At 57.6% G+C, this 21,681-nt stretch carries 20 protein-coding genes; 7 read left to right on the top strand and 13 right to left on the bottom strand.

Annotation, left to right across the window (positions count from 1 at the left end; genetic code table 11):
• Positions 1 to 113: 113 nt before the first annotated feature.
• From DXC18_RS09490 to DXC18_RS09455, 8 genes are all read right to left on the bottom strand, one after another.
• Positions 114 to 932, bottom strand: coding sequence for a hypothetical protein (locus DXC18_RS09490; protein ID WP_117716968.1), 819 nt, complete (start codon positions 930 to 932; stop codon positions 114 to 116).
• A complete protein-coding gene (locus tag DXC18_RS09485) occupies positions 916 to 1,740 on the bottom strand; it encodes a hypothetical protein (RefSeq protein ID WP_117716967.1) in 825 nt (274 codons plus the stop codon). Before DXC18_RS09485 ends, DXC18_RS09490 begins: the two co-directional genes overlap by 17 nt.
• Positions 1,737 to 2,498, bottom strand: a complete 762-nt coding sequence (locus DXC18_RS09480) for an ABC transporter ATP-binding protein (RefSeq protein WP_117716966.1) — start codon at positions 2,496 to 2,498, stop codon at positions 1,737 to 1,739. The genes DXC18_RS09485 and DXC18_RS09480 overlap by 4 nt, the downstream gene beginning before the upstream one ends.
• A gap of 144 nt (positions 2,499 to 2,642) precedes the next feature.
• A complete protein-coding gene (locus tag DXC18_RS09475) occupies positions 2,643 to 2,972 on the bottom strand; it encodes a helix-turn-helix transcriptional regulator (protein ID WP_117716965.1) in 330 nt (109 codons plus the stop codon).
• 8 nt (positions 2,973 to 2,980) lie between these two features.
• Entirely contained in the window at positions 2,981 to 3,541 is a 561-nt protein-coding gene (locus DXC18_RS09470) for a hypothetical protein (protein ID WP_117716964.1), read from the bottom strand.
• Positions 3,542 to 3,771: 230 nt separating this feature from the next.
• A complete protein-coding gene (locus DXC18_RS09465) occupies positions 3,772 to 4,128 on the bottom strand; it encodes an Hpt domain-containing protein (RefSeq protein WP_055286833.1) in 357 nt (118 codons plus the stop codon).
• Between the two features lie 23 nt (positions 4,129 to 4,151).
• Positions 4,152 to 6,032 carry a diguanylate cyclase gene (locus DXC18_RS09460; RefSeq protein WP_117716963.1) on the bottom strand — a complete coding sequence of 627 codons (1,881 nt, stop codon included), beginning with the start codon at positions 6,030 to 6,032 and terminating at the stop codon, positions 4,152 to 4,154.
• Positions 6,033 to 6,243: 211 nt separating this feature from the next.
• Positions 6,244 to 7,041 (bottom strand): alpha/beta fold hydrolase, encoded by a 798-nt coding sequence (locus tag DXC18_RS09455; protein WP_117716962.1) that lies wholly within the window; start codon positions 7,039 to 7,041, stop codon positions 6,244 to 6,246.
• A gap of 224 nt (positions 7,042 to 7,265) precedes the next feature.
• Here DXC18_RS09455 and DXC18_RS09450 point away from each other — a divergent pair, with 224 nt between their 5' ends.
• From DXC18_RS09450 to DXC18_RS09440, 3 genes are all read left to right on the top strand, one after another.
• Positions 7,266 to 8,042: a radical SAM protein gene (locus DXC18_RS09450; protein ID WP_117716961.1), complete on the top strand. Its 777-nt coding sequence runs from the start codon at positions 7,266 to 7,268 to the stop codon at positions 8,040 to 8,042.
• Between the two features lie 160 nt (positions 8,043 to 8,202).
• Positions 8,203 to 9,090, top strand: a complete 888-nt coding sequence (map, locus tag DXC18_RS09445) for a type I methionyl aminopeptidase (RefSeq protein ID WP_117716960.1) — start codon at positions 8,203 to 8,205, stop codon at positions 9,088 to 9,090.
• 133 nt (positions 9,091 to 9,223) lie between these two features.
• A complete protein-coding gene (locus tag DXC18_RS09440; protein WP_117584150.1) occupies positions 9,224 to 10,159 on the top strand; it encodes a D-2-hydroxyacid dehydrogenase in 936 nt (311 codons plus the stop codon).
• Positions 10,160 to 10,338: 179 nt separating this feature from the next.
• Here DXC18_RS09440 and DXC18_RS09435 read toward each other — a convergent pair whose 3' ends face one another.
• From DXC18_RS09435 to DXC18_RS09425, 3 genes are all read right to left on the bottom strand, one after another.
• Complete coding sequence (locus DXC18_RS09435) at positions 10,339 to 10,830, bottom strand: PIN domain-containing protein (RefSeq protein ID WP_117629925.1); 492 nt, start codon at positions 10,828 to 10,830, stop codon at positions 10,339 to 10,341.
• The gene (locus tag DXC18_RS09430) at positions 10,823 to 11,203 is read right to left on the bottom strand and encodes a translation repressor RelB (RefSeq protein WP_117584152.1); all 381 of its coding nucleotides are present in this window, start codon (positions 11,201 to 11,203) and stop codon (positions 10,823 to 10,825) included. Before DXC18_RS09430 ends, DXC18_RS09435 begins: the two co-directional genes overlap by 8 nt.
• 215 nt (positions 11,204 to 11,418) lie before the next feature.
• Positions 11,419 to 12,804: a M18 family aminopeptidase gene (locus DXC18_RS09425; RefSeq protein WP_233509059.1), complete on the bottom strand. Its 1,386-nt coding sequence runs from the start codon at positions 12,802 to 12,804 to the stop codon at positions 11,419 to 11,421.
• Between the two features lie 161 nt (positions 12,805 to 12,965).
• On the opposite strand from DXC18_RS09425, the gene DXC18_RS09420 reads away from it, so the two are divergent.
• The 3 genes from DXC18_RS09420 to DXC18_RS09410 all read left to right on the top strand — a co-directional run bounded on the left by DXC18_RS09420 (position 12,966) and on the right by DXC18_RS09410 (position 16,644).
• Positions 12,966 to 14,051: a linear amide C-N hydrolase gene (locus DXC18_RS09420; RefSeq protein ID WP_117716959.1), complete on the top strand. Its 1,086-nt coding sequence runs from the start codon at positions 12,966 to 12,968 to the stop codon at positions 14,049 to 14,051.
• A gap of 140 nt (positions 14,052 to 14,191) precedes the next feature.
• Positions 14,192 to 15,271 carry a 6-phosphofructokinase gene (locus DXC18_RS09415; protein ID WP_117716958.1) on the top strand — a complete coding sequence of 360 codons (1,080 nt, stop codon included), beginning with the start codon at positions 14,192 to 14,194 and terminating at the stop codon, positions 15,269 to 15,271.
• A 434-nt stretch (positions 15,272 to 15,705) separates the two neighbouring features.
• Positions 15,706 to 16,644: a helix-turn-helix domain-containing protein gene (locus DXC18_RS09410; protein WP_117640206.1), complete on the top strand. Its 939-nt coding sequence runs from the start codon at positions 15,706 to 15,708 to the stop codon at positions 16,642 to 16,644.
• Between the two features lie 483 nt (positions 16,645 to 17,127).
• Here the strand turns inward: DXC18_RS09410 and DXC18_RS09405 are convergent, their stop codons facing one another.
• Both DXC18_RS09405 and DXC18_RS09400 read right to left on the bottom strand, forming a co-directional pair.
• Positions 17,128 to 19,893 (bottom strand): FtsX-like permease family protein, encoded by a 2,766-nt coding sequence (locus tag DXC18_RS09405; protein ID WP_233509058.1) that lies wholly within the window; start codon positions 19,891 to 19,893, stop codon positions 17,128 to 17,130.
• Positions 19,894 to 19,898: 5 nt separating this feature from the next.
• Entirely contained in the window at positions 19,899 to 20,600 is a 702-nt protein-coding gene (locus tag DXC18_RS09400) for an ABC transporter ATP-binding protein (protein WP_117635686.1), read from the bottom strand.
• 272 nt (positions 20,601 to 20,872) lie between these two features.
• Here DXC18_RS09400 and DXC18_RS09395 point away from each other — a divergent pair, with 272 nt between their 5' ends.
• Positions 20,873 to 21,511, top strand: a complete 639-nt coding sequence (locus DXC18_RS09395; RefSeq protein ID WP_117635685.1) for a GyrI-like domain-containing protein — start codon at positions 20,873 to 20,875, stop codon at positions 21,509 to 21,511.
• The last annotated feature ends 170 nt before the right edge of the window (positions 21,512 to 21,681 follow it).

Below are 21,681 nucleotides of genomic sequence, written 5' to 3'. Positions count from 1 at the left end.
TCGCCATCGAAATTTATCGATGGCCTATTTCAGACTGTAATTGGGCGGACACCAGCTACGGTGCCCGTCCCCCTGTATTTGATATGCTCGGTATGATTATCCCTCACAAACAATCAAAGAAATCTCGACCGCAATCGGTCGACGGTAAAGCAGATGGCAAAAACGCTTGCTACGTTTATTAGGCAGTCAATCAAAATCGAAACGCATTGACCATCCCCCAACGGGGTCACGCCGCAAATCCACATGAGCATCGAGGCCGGAAGCGGAAGCATGGAATTGGCCCCGAGCTGTATGTAGATCGCTACGACGTTGACAAGCAGCAGCATGCCAATAGGACCGAAGCCGGACCCAAAATAGGAAACAACGATCACGCAAGAGGCCACATATGCAAGGCAGACCGCACTCGCCAGAAGAAGTCGATCGCAAAACATATTCAGGTTGAAACACTGCTGAGCATCCAAAACGATTGCGCAGTTAAGGCAGTACAAAACGACACTCGACAGGATAAACGCGCCCAAAAGGGCAAAAGAAGACAGCACCACTCGCGCAACGATAGCGCACACACGCTTCCCTCCCCGAGCCTCCGACAACCCCCACGGTTCCTCAATAAAGCCCGAACTGACAAAGCGCGGCACAATGCAAGTCGCGATGAACGGAAAGAACAATGCATGAGCCAACTGGGCTACGTTGAACAGCAGACCGCGAAAAACCTCTGCATTACCAAATAGAAGGACATCCTCTGCCGATAGCCGAAGCGTCGGGTCTGGGAAAAAGCCCAAGAAACTGTTCTCACGGAGGCTACAGAACCACATCGGGAAAGAATTAAGCTGCAATACCACCATGCACGCATAAATTACCAGGATTAAGGCGTACGTCCATTTGCTCACATGCTTCAATTCTGAATGAAGGAATCTTCTAGTCTGACGAGCCATTGAGCACACCCCCAGCACGAAAGCTCACGAGAGCGTAAATCAATACCGATAGACAGCTGGCTGCCGCGCTATATCCCAGAAGCGTCAGCTGCCCCATATCGCTATACCCAAGGGCACATCCGACTCCAAGGTACGGCCCCGGAAGAAAGAAGATCCATCGCAAGGACGGTATGGGCGTCTGAAGGTAAGTTCCGTAGAGCGTCAAGCTCATGACAAATCCAACTATCACCACGGCCCCGCTCAATACAGCGCTGCCCGTAATCCGATAGATGGTCACCGTCTCCAGCGCAACCGATATCACCAATACGGCGTTGACTATCATTGCAGGCAAAAATGCAGCCAGCATGCCATGCACGTAGTTTTGCCCTCCACGTGTTACGGCTATTGCAAAAATAAGAAGGCAAAGCGCACTATATGCTGCGCCAATTATGAAAGCAGACGAAAATGCATGTGCTAGAGCGCCATTAAAGCGGGCGAGACCTCTTGCCATAGAAATTCGGTATCCCTCTTCATAGCCGCGCTCCTGTAAAATCACCAGGCAAACGATGAGCGGTACGAACAGAGACGTACCGGCAAAAGCGCTGCGCACAAGGGACTCATCGGGTGCAGAAGGATCGATTACATTCCAGATGAAACCAATATCCTCCCCAAAAACGCTATTGCCACAGGCGAGCAACGTTGTTCCGTTTTTTAGAAAGATGCCGAAGAGAAGGCCGAACGCCAGCATAAGCGCAAGACCAAACTTCGCCGGAAATATCCTGTGCAAACGCATCATATCTGCCTTTATGGGATGAATCGCCCGCTTCATAGCGAGACCGCCTTCATCAAGCGCCTGTAATACTCTTTTAGGGACGACGCCTCATCCCTTATGACGTCCATCGATTCCTTTTTCAGCAGTTCGCCGTCATGAATAAACAGGCAGCTTGTTGCAACCGATGCCAACTCATCCAAATCATGACTAGAGATGAGCATGGTCTTACCCTGCTCTCGATTCAATCGACCGATAAGGGCCCATATACTCTCGATGCCCAACGGATCCAATCCATTTGCCGGCTCATCGAAAATTAGTACGTCGGTGTCGCCCAATAAAGCCGTAGCTATATCCAGTCGCCGTTTCATTCCCAGAGAAAAACTGCTCACGCTCTTTTTCTCTTCGACGTCCAGCCCGACTAGGCCCAAGACGCGAGGAACCTCACGTTTCTCATCGAGCCCCCATTCCGCACATCGGATCCGAAGATTTTCAGCCGCACTGAGGGATTGGTATGCTCCGCTGGAATCTGGCACATAGCCGACACGCGTCCGCATCAGGCTCAGCTCTTTTTTCGACTTGCCTCCAAAGAGCTCCACGCTCCCCGACGATGGCTCACAGAGGCCCAGCACTATTTTAATAAGCGTGCTTTTGCCCGCCCCGTTTGCACCAACAAGGGCGCAAAGCTCAGACTGATCCACCTCGAAGGAAACGTCATGCAAAACGTGCCGTCTCCCGTAGCGTTTTGAAACTTTTGATAGCTTTATCGCTGATGCGTTCATTGGACCCCCGTTCTGCTTGATAGAAAAACCGCTCATATCGTTCCTTCTTTCCTTTATCGTTTTCCATGGTTGTTATTGTTTTTCGATAACTCGTATTTGTCAAGATAATCTAAAAGAAGGGACCCGTGTTAGACACGGGTCCCTTCACGCTGATACTTCGTTTTAGTTGTTCGCCTTAAGCTACTCGTCACTCAAATCGACAGCAAAGACGGATGTCGGAAGCGATACCTCGTTGCCTCCGCCGTCCCGCATCTGCCTCACGACATTTTTTGCACGCTCAACAATAAGCTCCTCAAGCTCTTTCTCACTCACCCGCCGAATAATATCTCCCGGTTGACAGTCAAGTTCATCGCAAATATCGAGAAGCGTCTTAAGGCGAATAGCTTTTATTTTCCCGTTTCTTAGCTTAGAAATATTAGCCGGAGTATGCCCCGTGGCACGAATCAGATCAGCACTGGTCTTTCCGGTCTTAAGTAGCTGCGTCTCAAGCTCGATGATGAGATAGCTCATGCTTCCTCCTACACAAGCTCGTCAGACTGCTCTTGGAGCAGCGAGGCATAACTCCAGATCACCGAGATACACAGACAGACAGCCGCGCCGATAAGCGACCCCGCATCAAAGGCAACGCCTTGGCAAATCTCAATAACGAAGGAATGAGGCACGACGTAAAGCTCCAGCCCACCAATGGTAAGATTGACCGATCCGTAGGCACCAATAAGCGAAACCGCGGCGTTAACAGCAAAGGCAAGCGCAAGAACACGGATAAGCCGCACATGCGTCTTGGTAAAGGGCGAGACGCCTCGCGAGATGTTACGGCTGATCCCACACAAAACGACAAGCGAAATACCCACGACGAGTGCCAGGCACAGTCCGCTTGGGATAACGATGCACCCGCCATTGAGAAGCGTCACAACACCGAAAGAATCGACAGAAGCAACGTTTGCAACCGCATACCAGATCACGTAAACAACCAACGCGGCAAAAGCGACGAGCATTCCCGCAAAAACGACCGCCATGCAAAAACCAAGCTTCCTGATGTTTTCGCCCGCCTTGGCCATACGCTGAACGCTGCTGGACATATACTCACCCTCATCGAATCTATCGTTATCGGAATAGTTTATCGAACAACGATATGGATTGCATGCGGAAAGCCCCGCCAGTGCGCATAGGCCATTTGCTAATCCGAAGGAGTGAGCGTGGATTTTCGGACACTTACCGAACGAGAGTGGATAATCTCCCACTTTGAGGCCGCCACCGGGCCTAAAACGGAAGATTATCCACTCTCATAGTCATCAAAGCTTGCAAGCTCTTATTCAGCCGCCTCGCGCAGGGCCGACATCGTAGCCGCATATTGCTGCTGCAACGCATGCATTCCCTCGCGAGCGCCGTCAACGGCATCGGCGCCGCGCAGCGCCTCGGTCACCACGACCGCCGGCTCGTACAGATTATCGAATCCCAGGTTCTGGCTCACGCCCTTGAGCGTGTGCGCTGCCATAAACGCACCTTCGGCGTCTCCCGCCGCCATGGCAGCCTCCAGCTTGTCCATGCTCTCGTCATCCAAAAACTTGAGGGCAAAGCGGGCAAGCATTTCCTCGCCCATCAGCCGAGCGCACGCGTCATCATAATTAGCGCCGATCTTCTCATACGCCTCACGCATGGAAATCATGGATTAAAACTCCTTTGGTCAAACTAAATCGTGGGAAACGCGACGACGTCGGCGGGGCGTGCCAACGTCTCGGCAATACGGTCTTGCACCTCGAGCAGGCAGTCGAGCAGCAGCGGGTTAAAGGTGCCGCACTTACCGTCCAGGATCATCTGGATTGCCTCCTTGTGCGGGATAGCGTCCTTGTACACGCGCACGCTCGTCAGGGCATCGTACACGTCGGCCACCGAAACCACCTGTGCGGCAATGGGAATTTCGTCGCCCTTAAGGCCATCGGGATAACCCTTGCCATCCCAGCGCTCGTGGTGCCAACGCGCAATCTGGTACGCATATTCCATAAGCGCATTGCCGACGTGATGGCGGCCCAGCTCAAGCAACATGTCAGCGCCGATCGTGGTATGCGTCTTCATAATCTCGAACTCCTCGGGCGTAAGGCGCCCGGGTTTGTTGAGAATCGCATCGTCAATCGACATCTTGCCGATATCGTGCAGCGCCGAAGCCAGGGCAATCGTGGAGCGTTCCTCATTGTCGAGGGAGATATTGTCACTACGCTGGACCAGATAGTCAAGCAGCAGCTCGGTCAGCTTCTCGATGTTCGTAACGTGCCTGCCACTCTCGCCGTTGCGAAGCTCCATGACGCCGGCCATGATGTCGATGAGCATGCGACTGTTCTTGACGCGCTCGTTGTACTGCTGGGACAGCAGGCTCGTCAGGCGGCGCTGTTTGGCGTATAGGCGGATGGTGTTGCTTACACGACGGCGCACGACACGGGCGTCAAACGGGCGGCTGATATAGTCCGAGGCGCCCAGCTCGTATGCACGCAGAACCACATCGTCGGATTCTTCGCTCGAAATCATGATGACAGGCAGATTGTCAACAACCGATCGGCGCGACAGATCGGCCAGCACCTCAAAGCCGCTCACGCCCGGCATGACAATGTCCAGCAGCACGAGCGACAACTCATCGCCATAGCGGTCGACCATATCGAGCGCCGTACGACCGTTTTCGGCCTCGAGGATGCAATACTCGTCCTTGAGCAAATCGTTGAGAATGGCTCGGTTCATCTCGGAGTCATCGACGATAAGCACCAAAGGCTTTTCGCTTTGGAAGGCCTCGATGAAATCGCCATCGGTCACGACCGTACCGGCTTTTGCCTTAGCACGGCTCAGTAACTGGACAGCGCGGCCAACGCCCTCATCAACCGTCTCGCCATGAATGCGAACGCCACCAACACATGCCGTCAAGCTCACGTACTCATGGCCCGGAATAATCGCGGAATGAACGGCTTCGGATACCTGATGCAGGCGACGGGCGAAGTCATCGGAGGGAATATTGGGCATGACGACCACAAACTTGTCGCAGCCATAGCGCACAAGCTCGTCAGTCGAACGAATTTCGCTGCGTATGGCTGTAGCCACAGCACCGAGTGCAAGGTCGCCGGCATGATGGCCGCATGTATCGTTGAAGACCCTAAAATCATCAAGGTCGATCACCGCCACACCGGCCTTCATGCGGGCGCTACGGAGCTTTTCCTCGTAATATCGGCGATTGCGCACACTCGTCAGCACGTCGGTGTAGACGAGGTCCTCTTCTGCAGCCTCTTGCTCATCGATCGGACGCACCATCAGCAGGACGTGAGGCTCGCCCTCGACCTTCAGAGGGCGCAGGCGAGCGCGGTACTCGGTACCATCATTGAGCAGCTGCTCCGATACATCATCGGAACCTGCCAAGGCCTCAAGACTTGACTGGCGCAGACAAGGGCACCGATTGCCGGCGAGCAGGCAGTTAGGCTCGCTCTTAATCTGATCGGCCGACAGCAAACGCACCACGGGGTAGGTCTTCGCGACGCGGGCGACCTCAGCGGCAGCCTCCTCGTCGGTTAGATTGACCTCGTGATTATTGAGCATATGGGGCCATTCCTATCGTTACGCACGGCAACGGTGCATATCAATTGGTACAAGGGTAACATCTAACAGCTGAAGGCAAACGCGCGATTATCGTTACATTTTTATGACCTGGCAAGCGGCGGTAATGGAGCCGCGGGCGCGCGGTTATGGGCGCATTCGTTAACAATAACGAAACGCTAACAGCCCCTCTCTCCGCAGGTCATCGGGCGTGCTAACGCTCCAAGACATCGCGAACGGCGTTTGCCGCCGTAACGGGGCGATCGCGCAGACCGTTATGCGCGCCCGGAATCGTCACAAGGGGGCAATCGAGATATTCGGCAGCCGCTCGCGTGCCAGCCTCGCGGGGCGTATCGACCGAAAGCTCGCCGAGAAGCACGGCAGCAACGGACTTCGATGCGCGAACACTATCCCAATTGGGAACGTAAGTCATATTTGTTCCATATTCGTTCGCCATAAAGCAACGACCATTGCGCAGGGCATGTTTGACTTCCGCTTCGGTCGTCCCAGGAGCCTCGGGGTCCAAGTCGCCGAGGGCTCCCAAGAAAAGCCGGAGCGCCCTTGAAACCTTTCCAGCCGCAATCATATCGAGCAAAACCGGAGCTGCGCCCATACCGACGCCTTCGGCCGACACAGCCGGCTCATGCAGAATCGCACGGGCGACGAGATGGGGTTCGGTGCGAAGAAGCTCCAGCGCCACCAACGTACCGGCGCTATGCGCAAGCACATTTGCCGGAGCGCCAACGTGTTCGATCACGGCTTGCAGGTCGGCGGCCTGAGCGGCAAGATCATAGCTGCCGTCTGCCGCATCGCTGCTGCCACCGCAGCCGCGGCGGTCGTAGGCAATTACGCGGTAGTTACGGCTGAGCTCACAAGCGATGCCGTCGAAAAATGTGCCGTCGACACAAGCACCGTGCACGCACACCAAGGCAGGAGCATCAGGCGACACATCCGGGCCGGCATATTCGCGACAGGCAATCGTGGTGCCCGCATTCTCGACCGTAAAATCCATGTTGTGCCCCCATCATCAACGCCCATCCAGTTGCACGTCAGTACGGTTGGATGGGCCCGCATTGCTTACGCCTTGTTAACAGATTAACTGTACCCGACCCGAGGCTTTTCATGGCACCGCATAATGAGCGACGTGAAAAAACGAAACTTGTAAAGCAAGGGCCCGCACCTTGCTTTGGAGCCGATGCTATGCTTAGGCACAATTGTCTTGAGGAGCATATGCCTATGTCTACGTTTTTGAATGACAGCCCCATCTTTGGGCCCGTTCGCAGCCGTCGCCTTGGTCTCTCGCTCGGCGTCAACATGATGCCGGCCAGCGGCAAAATCTGCACGTTCGACTGCATTTACTGCGAAAACGGCCTCAACGCCGAGCGCCCCTGTCATGAGCCGTACAACACAGCTGCCGTGGTACTCGACGCGCTCGAGGCAAAGCTGCGCGAGATGGCAGCTGAGGGCGAGCTCCCCGATGTGATCACCTTCGCAGGCAACGGCGAGCCCACTGCTGCACCGGAGTTTCCGCAGGCCATCACCGGCGCCGTTGCACTGCGCGACGAGCTTGCCCCAAACTCCAAGATCGCCGTGCTCTCCAACGGCACGCGCGCCGACCGCCCCGAGGTGCACGACGCGCTCATGATGGTCGACGACAACATTCTTAAGCTCGATACCGTCGACCCGGCGTTTATCCAGCTGCTCGACCAGCCTGTTGGCCCCTACGATGTAGAGCACCAGATCGAGACGTTCGCGAGCTTTAACGGTCATGTCATTATCCAGACGATGTTTTTGAGCGGTGAGTACCGGGGCAAGTCTCTCGATAACACCGGCGAGGAGTACGTTGGTCCTTGGCTCGCGGCGCTCGAGCGCATTCGTCCGCAGGAGGCGACCATCTACACGGTGGCGCGCGAAACACCGGTCGCCGGCCTTGCCAAGGCAGCACCCGAGGTGCTCGACACGATCGCTGCACGCGTGCGCGCCCTCGGCATCCCCTGCCAGGTGAGCTACTAGCAAAACCACGCAGCAGCCAGTGCCCGCCATCCCGCCCCATCAGTTGCGGTGATATAGTTCCTATTTGTGCTGTTAAACCGCTTAAATCGGAACTATATCACCGCAACTTTTATAGACGCGTGGGTGGGCTATACTAGCTGCGGATGAAAGGAAGTTAGCCATGTTTGACAAAGGACCCGTGCCCGGCCGCAACGACGCTTGCTGGTGCGGCAGCGGCAAAAAATATAAGAAATGCCATAGCACCTTTGATGAGCGCCTCGAGCGCTTGTGGGAAGAGGGCTGGGAGGTTCTGCCCCGCACGCTCTACAAGACGCCCGCCGATATCGAGGGCATCAAGCGCTCCGCCGCCATCAACGTGGGCGTGCTCGACTACGTAGGCGAGCACATCGCCGCGGGCATGACCACCAACCAGATCGACCAGATGATTTACGACTACACCGTCGAGCACGGTGGCACGCCGGCAGACCTCAACTACGAGGGCTACCCCAAGAGCGTATGCACCTCGATCAATGATGTGGTCTGTCACGGTATCCCCTGCGATACGGACGTGCTGCACGAGGGCGACATCATCAACGTGGACTGCTCCACGATCCTGGACGGCTACTTTAGTGATTCGAGCCGCATGTTCTGCATCGGCGAGGTCTCGGCCGAGCGCCAGCGCCTGGTCGACGTCACCCGTGCCAGCGTGGAGGCGGGTCTGGCAGCCGTCAAGCCATGGCTACCGCTCTCCGTTATGGCCGAGGCAGTACAAAAGACCGTCGAGGACGCCGGCTTTAGCGTGGTGCGCGAGTACGGCGGACACGGCATCGGTAAGGAGTTCCACGAGGACCCGTTTGTGGGCTTTACCACCGAGGCGCCCGATGTGGACACCATCATGGTGCCGGGCATGGTCTTTACCATCGAGCCCATGGTCAACGCCGGAGCGCCCGACATCAAGATCAGCAAGGGCGACGGCTGGTGCGTGCGCACCAAGGACGGCAGCGATTCGGCCCAGTGCGAGGTACAGCTCGTGGTGACCGAGGACGGCTACGAGCTGCTGAGCTGGTAGCCGTGGATGCGCCGGGCTTCACGATGGATATGTTAACCATCGCGAAGCCCGGCGTTTTTATAGCGTTTTGCCTGATAAAACCCTCCAAAATAAACCTGTCCCTTTTTGGCGGGTCAAGCGGAAAGGACTACTTGTGAACATCTTGGTTTTGCTGCCCGTCAACGACCACCATCGCGCAATTCTTGAGTCGAGCGCTCCGGGCGAGGACTTTATCTACACGAGCGCCGACGCTATCACGCGCGAACAAGTCGCCAACGCCGACGTGATCTTGGGCAACATCGACTCTGACATGCTCACGGCATGCGAGCATCTCCAGCTGCTGCAATTGCAGACCGCCGGCTATGACGACTACCTTGCCGCCGGCACCGTGCCAGCCGACGCCAAACTGTCTTGCTCGGTGGGCGCCTACGGCCAGGCCGTGAGCGAGCACATGTTTGCCATGGTCCTTTCCATGATGAAGCGCCTGCCCGGCTATCACGACTTGCAGCGCGAACATCGCTGGGAGGATTTGGGGCCAGTTACCTCGCTCAAAAACGCCAACGTGCTGGTGCTGGGCGCGGGCGATATCGGCGGTCACTTTGCCACGCTCTGCCGCGGCATGGGCGCGCACGTCCGCGGCATCAAGCGCCATCCACTCGTCTACCCCATTGTGTTTGAGGACATGGACGGCATGGACGCCCTACCTGAGCGCCTGGCAGAGGCCGACATCGTCGCATCCTTTATGCCGAGCACGCCCGAGACCCGCGGTCTGGCGAACGCCGAGTTCTTTGCCGCGATGAAACCAGGTGCCTTCTTTGCCAACGGCGGCCGCGGCGACCTTGTGGTCACCGATGACTTGGTTGCCGTTCTGGAGTCGGGACATCTCGCCGGCGCCGCGGTCGACGTCACCGACCCCGAACCGCTGCCCGCGACAAGCCCCCTGTGGGATGCGCCCAACATGCTCATCACGCCGCACGTCTCCGGCTGGTTCCACCTGGCAGCCACGCTCAACAACGTCGTCGACATCGCCGCGGAGAATCTGCGTCACCTGCAGGCCGGCGAGACCCTGCGCTGCTGGATCGAACACTAATTGTTCCGGCGTTTTGCCAAACGCCGGAACCCCTCGACGCTGCGAGCCCGCCAGAGCGGCAATCTGACGTTCAATCGTCGGGCATGGCCAAAAGGCCTATGCCCTCCTCTTTCACGTCACCTTGCTCACTCTGGCGGGCTCTCGCTGACGTTTGCTCAACCTGCAGGGTCTTCAAATTGCTAGAGCGTTGCTAAGTAATTCTTTGCGTCTTCTACGCTCATTGCTGCAACGGGTGCGTGTGAACAGAGTTTGACATCGTTGGTGACCAGTAGATCTGCTTGAGCGCGTATCGCTGCCGCAATGATTAAATCGTCTTCGTAATCGCTATGGAGCTCACGCTGTCTGCTCGCCATCCAGATGTCGCTCAGGTCACAGGGCACTGGCGTGGCAAGCTGCGACAGCACGCTAAGACAATCCCATGCAAGCGAAGTCGCTACCGTAGCGGCATACTGGGAAAGCGAACCGTGCTCTCGCCGATACCATGCCTTATGTTCGCTTGAAATCAAATAAAACAGGTCTTTGGACGATGTCGCCGCATACAGCAAATCAACCTGCGCCGTGCATGCATCGCGTAAAAACTCAATCGCCACCGAACGACCACGTCGTGAGGGAATGAAGTAATCGAGCCACACGTTGGTGTCAACCAAGATGCGCTTTGGAGTCTCACTCATAGAGCCAGCTCATCTCCTCGCCATAGCGATCCGCATAGGCATTCCGTTTGAGCTCTTCGTCGTCCGATGGCTGAGCCTTGACCATATCGATTCCCGACTCACAGCAAGCGGCAGCGAACAGCTTCGACCCCTGATCCATAAGCTCGAGCTTACGTTTGGCGGCCTTTTCGCGCTCGCGCTGTTCCGCCCGGGCACGACTGGGCAGCAGGATATCCTCGAGCGCACCGGGGCGATCGGCCAGCGATGCTGCAAGCTGCCAGAGCGCTCGCACCGCTTGGCTCGGCGTCATACCGGCCTTGGAGAGAGCGGCGTCCCCACTCCTTTTAAGATCGGCATCGAGACGTACGTTGATCTGAGCGGCTGTTGTGGTCATGACCCCTCCTTAATACTTCAAAATATCATATAGCTCTATGGTAGATACGTAAAGCATGTATAGCATTTATAAGCATTAGCCGTACTCTGTACACAAAAAGCCGCCGAGGCGCACTGCACCTCGGCGGCCACGTATCGCAGATCTAGTTCGGTTTCACCCTTTGCATTCGCCCAGATAAAACCTGCCAAAATAAACCTGTCCCTTTTTGGCAGGTTTTAGAGCTCCACTCTTTCGGCGCCGTTGATGGTCAGGTCACGCTCGTAGAAGGCGGTGAGGGCGCGGATGGCGTACATTACGTCGCGCACGCCGCCGGTCTCGTAGCTCGAGTGCATGGCAAGCTGCGGCAGGCCCACGTCCACGGCATGCATGCTCGCCTGCATATTGGACAGATTGCCCAGGGTAGAACCGCCGGCCATATCGCTCTTGTTGGCAAAGGCCTGCGTGGGCACGTCGGCGTCATCGCAAATGGCCTGGAACACCGCGCGGCTAAAGGCGTCGGTGCAGTAGTGCTGGTTGGCGGCCTCCTTGATGACGATGCCGCCGTTAAGCACAACCTGGTTGCGGGCGTCGCACTTCTCGGCGTGGTTGGGGTGCACGGCATGCGCGTTGTCGCAGCTCACGAGCATCGAAGCGGCAAGTGTGCGGTGGTACGACTCGTCATCGAAGCCCAGCGACCCGTTGATGCGGCGCAGCGCGTCGGCCAAGAACGTCGACATGGCGCCCTGCTTGGTCTCGGAGCCAACCTCCTCGTTATCAAAGCAGCAAAAGACCGAAACGTCGTGCGCATTCTCGGCACCCAAAAATGCCTGCAGCGAGGTGTAGGCGCAGGCCAGGTCGTCGAGCTTGGGCGTCGAGATAAACTCGTCGGCCCAGCCCCAAATACGCGCATCCTGTCGGTTGACCAGGAACAGGTCGCGGCCCAGAATCTGCTCAGGCTCAACATCCAGTTCGTCAGCGATCAGGGCATCAAAGTCACCCTGCTTAAGATCGCCAGCGCTGATGAGCGGGCACAGATCAACGGCGCGATTGGGAGCAAAGCCCTCGTTAACGCCGCGGTTCATATGGATGGCAAGGCTCGGAATGATAGCGACCTCGCGCTCGGTGGCGAGCAGGCGGCTCTCAATACGGTCGCCCTCGCGCACCAACACGCGGCCCGCGAGCGCCAACGGGCGGTCGAACCAGGTGTAGTCGATCATGCCGCCGTAGGCCTCGGTGTTCAGGCGCAGCGTCTCGCCCGCGCCGTCGAGCTCGGGCACGGCCTTGACCTTAAACGTCGGCGAATCGCTGTGCGACGCCGTGAGCTGAAAATGGTAGTCGCCGGCAACGCCGTCCTCGCCCCATGTCGCGGCCAGGTCCTCGCCCACCTTAAAGGCAACGACGCTCGAGGTGTTGCGCTGCGTGTAATAACGCCCGCCCGGCTCGATGTCCCACGCCGCATTCTCGGGCAGGTAGGTAAAGCCCGCCTCGTCGAGCTCGGCCATAATGGTCGCTGCCGTATGGAACATGCTGGGGCATGCCTCGATAAAGTCGATAAGGTCGTTGGCAGCCTCGATATCGTCGGCCGTCACGTGCGCGCGCTCGGGCGTTTCCTGATCCGTCATGCTCTCCCCTTTCGCTGGGTTGATGGTCCCCTCCAGCATACCCCGCCACGCCAGCGTCGCACTCTTCATTCCATGCTTAGTTCCGCGCCGCTCACCAAGTTGAGTCATCATGCCCGCGCTCCTTTTGCGACAATTGCACCAACAGGACGAGAGGAGCCGTCATGAAGCCACGTAACATTGCCATCGCCTGCGGTACCGCGGGAGTCGCCGTCGGCCTTGCCGCTGCCACCGGTATCGTTTATCACAAGCAAATCAAGTCCGCCGCGTCGCTCAAACGCTTGACCGGCTACGCGGATGGCTATGACCTGTACGTAATCGACATCGTCTACGACTACGATCTTGATCGCATCATCGCCGCTGGCGTGCGCGACGACCAGGCCTACATCGATGCCGTGGTGGCGCAGGCGCTCCCCGGCGTGCCGGCACATGTCCAGGCGCCCCAGTTTGCCTGCAGCGCTTTTGTCGCCGTGGATGCCGAAGGCCGCGTGCGCACCGGTCGCAATTACGACTTTAAGGACGACACCTCAGCGCTGCTGGTGCGCAATCACCCGCGCGACGGCTATGCCTCCATCGGGTTTGCCGCCCTCAATAACCTGGGCGATAACACTCCGCTTGACTCCGTCGCCGGACGCGCCGCCGCACTCATGGGCTCGTTTGCCCAGCTCGATGGTGTTAACGAATGTGGCGTGTCCATTGCCGTACTCACCCTGGATTCCAAACCCTGTGACCAGGACACGCAGCGCCCCGTCATCAACACTTCGCTCGCCATCCGCCTGGTGCTCGACCGCGCGGCTACCACGCAGGAGGCCGTCGACCTGCTTTCTGCCTACGACATGCACGCCATGGCAGGACGCGATTACCACTTCTTTATCAACGACGCCGCCGGTGACGCGCGGGTGGTGGAGTGGGATCCGCGCGACCCCGACCGCGCATGCAAGGCGACGCCCGTGCGCCAGGTTACGAACTTCTACGCCTGCTATGGTGCCGAAGTGCTACCCAACCAAAAGAACGGCGAACTGGGCCATGGCAAGGAACGCGCCATCGCCATCGCCGATGTCCTCGACGCCCATGTCGGTGCCCAAGACGAGGCAGTCGCTTGGAAGGCCCTGCGCGCTGCGGCGCAAGAGCCCAATCCGGAAGACATCACCAGCAACACGCAGTGGTCGGTCGTCTTTGACAATACCGAGCCCGCTGCCGCCATCACGCTGCGCCGCCACTGGGGCGACGTCGACGCCTTCGCGCTGTAAGGAGCTGGCACCGTCGTCCTTACGCTCGCCTGACGTTGCTTACATTTCTATACATTTGAGCTAACACGTTTTACCTCCGCATCAACAGTGTGCGGGGGTAAACTTATGCGCATGTTATAACTTGCCCGGAAGGATTCATCATGCTCAGGATCGGTCTTCTTACCAGTGGCGGCGACTGCCAGGCGCTCAATGCCACCATGCGCGGCATCGTCAAAACGCTCATGACCAATAGCGAAGAGCCTATCGAGATCTATGGTTTTGAGGACGGCTACCAGGGCCTCATCTACAGCCGTTTTCGCGTGATGACGCCGGCAGACTTTAGCGGCATCCTCACCCGCGGCGGCACCATCCTGGGCACGAGCCGCACGCCGTTCAAGCGCCTGGACATTCCCGAGGCCGACGGCGTCGAGAAGGTGCCCGCAATGGTCCACACCTATCATAAACTGCAGCTCGACTGCCTGTTTATGCTGGGCGGCAACGGATCCACCAAGACCGCCAACCGCCTGCGCGAAGAAGGCCTCAACGTTATCGCCCTGCCCAAGACCATCGATAACGACACCTGGGGCACCGAGTTGACGTTTGGCTTTACGAGCGCCATCGACGTCGCCACCAAGTGCATCGACGACATCCACACCACTGCCTCGAGTCACGGCCGCGTGTTTGTCATCGAGATCATGGGCCACAAGGTCGGTTGGATTCCGCTGTATGCCGGCGTCGCGGGCGGCGCGGACGTCATCTTGATTCCCGAGATCCCCTACGACATGGACAACGTCATCAAGACCATCGAGCATCGCATGGAGACCGGCAGCCGCTTTACCATCGTGGCCGTCGCCGAGGGCGCTATCTCCAAGGAGGACGCAGCGCTGCCCAAGAAGGAGTACAAGAAAAAGCTCGCCGAGCGCACGAGTCCGTCGATCGTCTACGACATCGCCAAGGAGATCGAGGCCAAGACTGGTCGCGAGACCCGCGTCGCCATCCCCGGCCACACGCAGCGCGGCGGCCAACCCGACGCCCAGGACCGCATCTTTGCGACCCAGTGCGGCGTCGAGGCGGCACTGGGGTGCCTACGCGGCGAGTTTGGCTACATGATTGCCCTGCGTGACGGCAAGATGTGCCACATGCCGCTCGAGGAGGTCGCCGGCAAGCTCAAGTTTGTCGACCCCCAGAGCGACCTGGTGCGCGAGGCCAAGGCGTTGGGCATCAGCTTCGGCGACGAATAGCCTCGGCTGGAATCCACCCCATCGGGCCCTCCGACCCCGCCCGACGTATTTCGATTTGGCTCCTCCCTTGACTTCGTCAAAGGTCGCCAATCGAAATCGTCGGGCGGGGTCGGAGGGCCCTGCGTTTACATACTCGCCGAGGCTATTCGTCTTCTTGCTGCGGGTGCCTGGTCTGAAATTCAGTTGCGGTGAAATAGTTCCTGCTTAGTCCGCAAATGGCTGAATCCAAAAACTATTCCACCGCAACTTACTGAGTGGGGGCTCTTGGCTGCTACTTGCACTGACATTTGTCCTGAAATGGCTGGTCGTTAGGGGTTGCTACCGGTAGTTGCGGTAGGGTTGGGGCAGATTCTAACTAGAAATGGTGGTCGCTACCGGTTGTTCTCGGCATACTCGGCTCATTCGATTACGGTCACCACATGAAAGGAACTGTCATGGATCTTGCGATGGCACAGCGGCTCGTCGATCGCCGCAAGGCTGCCGGGCTTTCTCAGGAGGCGCTTGCCGCCCAGCTGGGTGTGAGTCGTCAGGCTGTCAGTAAATGGGAGCGCAGCGAATCCTCTCCCGATACCGATAACCTTATTGCGCTCGCCGCGCTGTATGGCGTGTCGCTGGATGAGCTGCTGTATGGGGAGGCGGTGGATAGCACTGACGACTCGCAGGCTGATGATGAGGCGCAGAACAGCAACGCCGGCACCAAAGCTTCAGATAAGGCTGAGGAGGCTGAGGCTTCTACTGAACACGCTGATTGCAGCGATAAGCCACTTGTCGATATTTCCCTCGCGCGCGGCATCCACGTTATTGACCCCAACAAAGGCGAAGAGGTTCATGTTGGCTGGAATGGCATCCATGTGGCTAACGAGCGCAAGGGTGAAGAGGTCCATGTGGGGCCAGGCGGATTGCATATCGATACGCTTGAGGACGATGGACATAGTGTGCATACCAATGACGACGGCACCGTCACCATCGACGGCGAGACGTTTTCCAGCTGGAAGGAAGCACACGACAAGCTCGACCATCACGGCAAGCATTTCCACACCAAGGTCGGACGTGCATGGAACAAATTCCCCTTCCCTGCGCTTGTCGCCCTCGCCTATCTGGTGCTCGGCATTGTCTACGGCACATGGGCTACGGGACTCTTCCTCGTCTTTCTGATTCCCGTCTATTACGCGCTTGGCGACTTTATCGACCAACGCCACTTATCTAAGCTGATCGAGGTCATCTACCCGGCAGCCGCCATCGCTTGGTTCCTCTACATGTGGCTCTGTTTGGGACAGCCCCATCCTGCATGGATCATCCTCATCACGATTCCCGTCATCAAAGCGCTCATGCGCTGGTGCCGCAAACAATGGAAGCACCGCCAACAGGCCTAACACGCTCCGACCCACCAGCACCCAACCACCCCCGCCCTTCTCCTAAGTTGCGGTGAGATAGGGACTGTTTTGAAGCTCCAAAGCGCCAAACAGTCCGTATATCACCGCAACTTACAAACAACTGGGTCAGTTCCGGCACGGAGATTAGCATTGAGCTGACCGCGCGCCACGAAAAGGGGCCATCTACTACGTTTAACTCGATGGGGCCAACCATGACCGCCTTTTTCGAAAATCGACAGGCCTTCTACCTGCGGTTTTATTTTTCGTTTTCCCGGCATGGTTGAGGGTGTCCAATTAAACGTAGTAGATAGGCCCGTTTTGTGGCATACGACCCATTCAAGCCCAATCTCGAAGGCTAAAGAAAGCCTCTCATCCACGCCTGCGGGCAAAAGATAGCAAAGCAACAAACGCCGGGTCGCTCGTAGGTGCCCGGCGTTTGCGCAGATAAAACCTGCCAAAATAAACCTGTCCCTTTTTGGCAGGTCACTCGGCGCTCTTGAGGGCGCCGACCATGTCGATCTTGTTGAGGGTACGATTGGTGGCTAGGTTGACGATAAACGTAAAGCCAAAGGAAAGCACCACGGCGAGCACGTAGCTTAGCGGCTCGACTTCGACGTCAAAGTACAGCGACGGCATCTGCAAAATGTACGTAAAACTCTCGGCCAGCAAGCCGCCCAGTGGCACGCCCAGCGCGGCGCCAATTGCCGTGAGGATCAACGTCTCCTTGTTGACGTAATGGTGCACCTCGCCACGGCGGAAGCCCAGCACCTTGATGGTCGCCAGCTCGCGTTCGCGCTCGGAGATATTCGTGTTGGACAGCGTAAACACCACCACAAACGACAGGCATGCCGCCATAAAAGTCACGAGCACCACGACCGAATTGATGATCGCAAAGTTCGCCTCGTAGTTCTGCCAATGTTCGGCCGTGCTCGAGATGGTGAGCCAACCGTCGCTCTTAAGCTTCTTGCTAAACGCAATCTGGTCGGCCGACGAGCCCTTAAGCAGCACAAAGACGCCGTTGAGGCGTGCGCTTCGACCGAACGCGCGCTCATAGGTGCCCTGCGTCATGTAAAGCGTGTTGCCAAGATAGTTAAGCGAAATGTCACTGACTTTGACCTTGGAAACATTGAGCGACGAATCCTGGACGTATGCCGTATCGCCCGGCTGAATCCCCAGCACCAGCTGTGAACTCTTACTCAGATACACGTCTCCGTCACGCAAAGACAGCGGCTCTTTGGACTCGTCCTCTAGGCGCACGTAGTCATCCAGGTCGTTCGTGCGGTCATCGGGCACCACGATCAGCTGCACGGTCTCGCTCTTTCCGCCGAATGTAAAGGTAACGTTGTCGGTCATAATCGGCAGCGTCGAAGTCACGGTCACGTTGGAATCCTTGGCTGCACTGCGCTCATCCAACGCCGCGCACGTCTGCGAAAAATCATCGGGATTGGCGACCGCCAGCAAATCGTAGCGTGTGATGTGCCCGTACTGCTTGGGCGACAGCGCGACCGACGTATCACGGATGCCCATACCGCAAATCACAAGCGCCGTGCAGCCCGCAATGCCAAAGATGGTCATAAAGGCGCGCTTTTTGTAGCGGAACAGGTTACGCGCCGCCACCTTGTTTAAGAAGCCCATGCGGCGCCAGATAAATCCGATACGCTCGAGCAGGATGCGCGAGCCGGCGGGCGGAGCCTTGGGACGCATGAGCGAGGCAGGGGTCTCGGCCATCTCGTGGCGGCAGGCGATAATCGTGGCTCCCACCACGCCCACGGCAAACAGCGCCACCGAAACGATCGAGGACACGATGTCGTACGAAAGTAGCATCTGGGGCAGCGAGTACATGTCGTCGAACACCGTAAACAAGAACAGCGGCAGACCCACAAATCCGATGATATTGCCGAGCACGCCACCGATCAGACACGCCCACAGCGAGTAGTCCACATATTTGGACAGGATACGCCCGCGTGAATAGCCGAGCGCCTTGTACAGGCCAATAAGCGTGCGCTCCTCCTCGACCATGCGGGTGGCGGTGGTGAGGCTGATAAGCACGGCGACGATAAAGAAGATGAACGGGAACACCGTGGCGATGGCCTCGATCGAAGAACTATCGCTCTCGACGCTCGAGTAGCTTGCGATATTGCCGCGGTCCTGGATGTACCAGGTGCATTCGCCCAGGTCAGAGAGCTCGGCGCGGGCATCGGCAAACTGCTGGTCGGCGGCGGCGCGGCGCTGGTCCAGGTCGGCTTGCGCCTGCGCACGCTCGTCGCTGCCCTCGGCCATGCGATTGATGTTGTCCTGCTCGATCCCAAAGACCATATTCGCCTGACGCTCAGCCGCGTCCAAGCTCGCCGGTGTGTCGACCGTCAGCTCCTGAGTGCGCGCCTTCTCACGCTCCTCGCGGATCTTCTCGATATTGCCCTTGACCTCATTGATCTTTGCCGAGTAGGCATCCGAATAGGAGTTGAGGCTCTTGGCTCCCTCGACGACCACGTGGACAGCGGAGTAGGAAGAAGATGTCGCGGCATCCTCGCTCACGTAGAACTTGTAGTCCGCAGTCGAAGCAGCACGGAAGGCGTTGACCGTCGAGTCGGAGCTCACGTCGGTGGGATCGAGAACCTCTGCCGTGATGGTGTAGTCCCCATCGGCAAACTGGTCCTTGGCGCTTTGGTTCGACGAGCTCGCATCGTTGGCGGCAAAGCTCACCGTATCGCCGATTTTCTTGCCCGAAGCCTTCAAAAAACGTGAGGTCACCGCGACCTCGCCGGCACACTCGGGCAAATCGCCGCTCAACAGCACCGGTTGATCGATATTCTCCCTGGAAAGGCTCTGGACAACCACGCGCTCGCGCGTTGTGCCCACGGCGGTGTAGGCAGTCTCGGTGTAGATGCCCTCGGCCGTCTCGACGCCATCGACCTCTTGGATCGCAGCAAGATCGTCATCGGTCAGACCATAGGTCGACTGCACGTTGATGTCATAAACATTCTGCTGGTCAAAATAGGCATCGACCGAATCGCACAGATCCTCGCAACCCGCCTTGAGGCCGCACATCACGCTCACGCCGAGCGCCGTGATTACGACGATGGATAAGAAGCGCTTAAGACTGCCTCGGATTGTGCGGTAGATGCTACGGCGAAAAACCATCGGCACCATGTCGTTTGAGCTTTGGGCGGTGCGGTAGGTCGTAAAATCCTGCTCGCGCTCCGTGTTCTGCGCGTCGCGGCGCTGGCTGTTTTGGCGGTCCTGGTCCATGGGCGCTACCACTCGATCGTCTCGATCGGCACGGGATTTTGTTGGACCGTCTCGCTCTCCACGCGCCCGCTCTTAAAGCGAATCAGGCGATCTGCCATGGGCGCCAGCGCGGAGTTGTGGGTGATGATAATGACCGTAATGCCCTGCTTGCGACAGGTGTCCTGTAGCAGCTGCAAGATCTGCTTGCCGGTTTTGTAGTCGAGCGCGCCCGTGGGCTCGTCGCACAGAAGCAGCTTGGGATTCTTGGCCAGTGCGCGGGCGATGGACACGCGCTGCTGCTCGCCGCCCGAAAGCTGCGCCGGAAAGTTGGCGAGGCGCTCACCCAGGCCGACCTGGCGAAGCGTCTGTTCGGCATCGAGCGAATCGGGGCAGATTTGCGCCGCGAGCTCGACGTTTTCGAGCGCCGTCAAGTTGGGGACCAAATTGTAGAACTGGAAGACAAAGCCGACGTCGGCGCGGCGGTATTCCACGAGCTGCGCCTCGTTCGCGGAGCTCACGTCGCGCCCGTCCACCGTCACAGTGCCGGAGGTCGCCGTGTCCATGCCGCCCAGAATGTTGAGGGCCGTGGTCTTGCCGGCGCCCGAAGCACCCAGAATGATGGCGAGCTCGCCGCGCTCGACCGTAAAACTCGCGCCGTCGAGCGCGTGGATGCGGGCGTCGCCTTCGCCGTATGCTTTGATGACGTCTTTGAATTCGATATAGGCCATCGATTAATTCCCATCTGGTCGGATAACTCTTTAGTATTACCCATTTCCCACCTACCAAAAAGGGACAGGTTTATTTTGGCAGGTTTTATATGGGGGAAACGGCAGCTATAGATGAGGCGCCGGGGAGGCCGAGAAATCATCGACGGGGTCAGGCCGACCGCCAAGCACAACGCACGCATCTCAATCTGTCAGCCAAATAATTCGAACAGCTGTTCGTTTCTATGATATGATTCAACTATCTAAGCAGGCCAATACGCAGAAAGGCGGCCAACATGGCGTTCGACTTTAAGAAGGAATGCAAGGAGCTCTACAAACCTGCAAGCAAGCCGAGCATCGTAACTGTCCCGCCTATGAACTACGTTGCCGTTCGCGGAAAGGGCGACCCAAATACCGAAGGTGGCGAGTATCAAAACGCCCTGCCGCTACTTTACGGCATCGCCTATACCGTCAAGATGTCGAAGAAAGGCCCAAGGAGCATCGAGGGCTATTTCGACTTTGTGGTACCGCCGCTCGAGGGTTTCTGGTGGCAAGACTCCCCGAGCGGCGACATCGATTATGTACGCAAGGACGATTTCAACTTTATCTCGTGCATCCGCCTGCCCGATTTCGTCAGCCGAGATGATTTTGACTGGGCAGTCGCTGAAGCCACGGCCAAAAAGAAACTAGACTTTACCGCTGTTGAGCTGCTTAAAGTTGATGAGGGTCTCTGCGTTCAGTGCATGCATACCGGACCCTATGACAGCGAGCCGACAACCGTAGACGCCATGCATGAATACGCGACCGAACAGGGCTATGCCCCCGACTTCTCAGACACCCGTTTACATCACGAAATCTATCTCTCCGATCCACGCAAATGTGCACCGGAGAAACTTAAGACTGTGGTTCGTCATCCTATCAAGCGCGCTGAATAGCGTGGGGCGTCATTTCACGCGCTAGGTTTTAAGCCAGCCAACCAGCCGCCTCCTAGGCCGTCCGGTAATTATCTTGACGCGGCCCGTCGCATCTTATAAGTTTGTTTTGCTAAAGCTGGAAAGCCTCTCAACGATGCGCAACTCCAGCTCTTTTTCTATCAAGAGAGCAA

The sequence above is a fragment of the Collinsella sp. OM08-14AT genome, from assembly GCF_003438115.1.
Lineage (GTDB): Bacteria > Actinomycetota > Coriobacteriia > Coriobacteriales > Coriobacteriaceae > Collinsella.
The sequence above is the reverse complement of the archived record's forward strand: the minus strand, read 5'-3'. Positions and strand labels throughout refer to the sequence as shown.